Below are 423 nucleotides of genomic sequence, written 5' to 3' on the forward strand. Positions count from 1 at the left end.
AATATCCGCAATTAGCACTCTTCTTTGTAAAACATACTAAGCTTTTAATAATCGAAGTGCACACCAGATGGCAGGCTAGTATATGGACAAGGCTTCAGGGACCGAAGCAGAGCAGCAAGTTTTCATCAACCCACCTTGCACAATTCCACCACCAAATGAGCTCATACTTAAATGGGCTCATGAGCGCCCTAATGAGGTCTATCTAAAGCAGATAATAGACCGGGAGTTTGTTGAGTATACATACTCTGAAGTAGCTAACATGGCGCTGAAGCTGGTTAGTGCGCTGAGGGAACTAGGACTTGAACCTCGTGATAAAGTCGCGTTTGTCTCTAAGAACTGTGTTGAGTGGTTTATTACTGACTTAGCCTTGATGTTAGGTGACTTTATTAGCGTTCCTATTTTCCCGACCGCTGGTGCTGACAC

General features: G+C 44.2%; 1 protein-coding gene. It reads left to right on the forward strand.

Going from position 1 to position 423, the window contains the following annotated elements; genetic code table 11:
• Positions 1-82: 82 nt before the first annotated feature.
• The coding region (locus AB4585_RS28550; RefSeq protein WP_372172147.1) for an AMP-binding protein at positions 83-423 on the forward strand (341 nt) is incomplete at its 3' end.

The organism is Vibrio sp. 10N.222.49.C9 (genome assembly GCF_041474985.1).
In the GTDB taxonomy this organism is placed as follows: domain Bacteria; phylum Pseudomonadota; class Gammaproteobacteria; order Enterobacterales; family Vibrionaceae; genus Vibrio; species Vibrio crassostreae_C.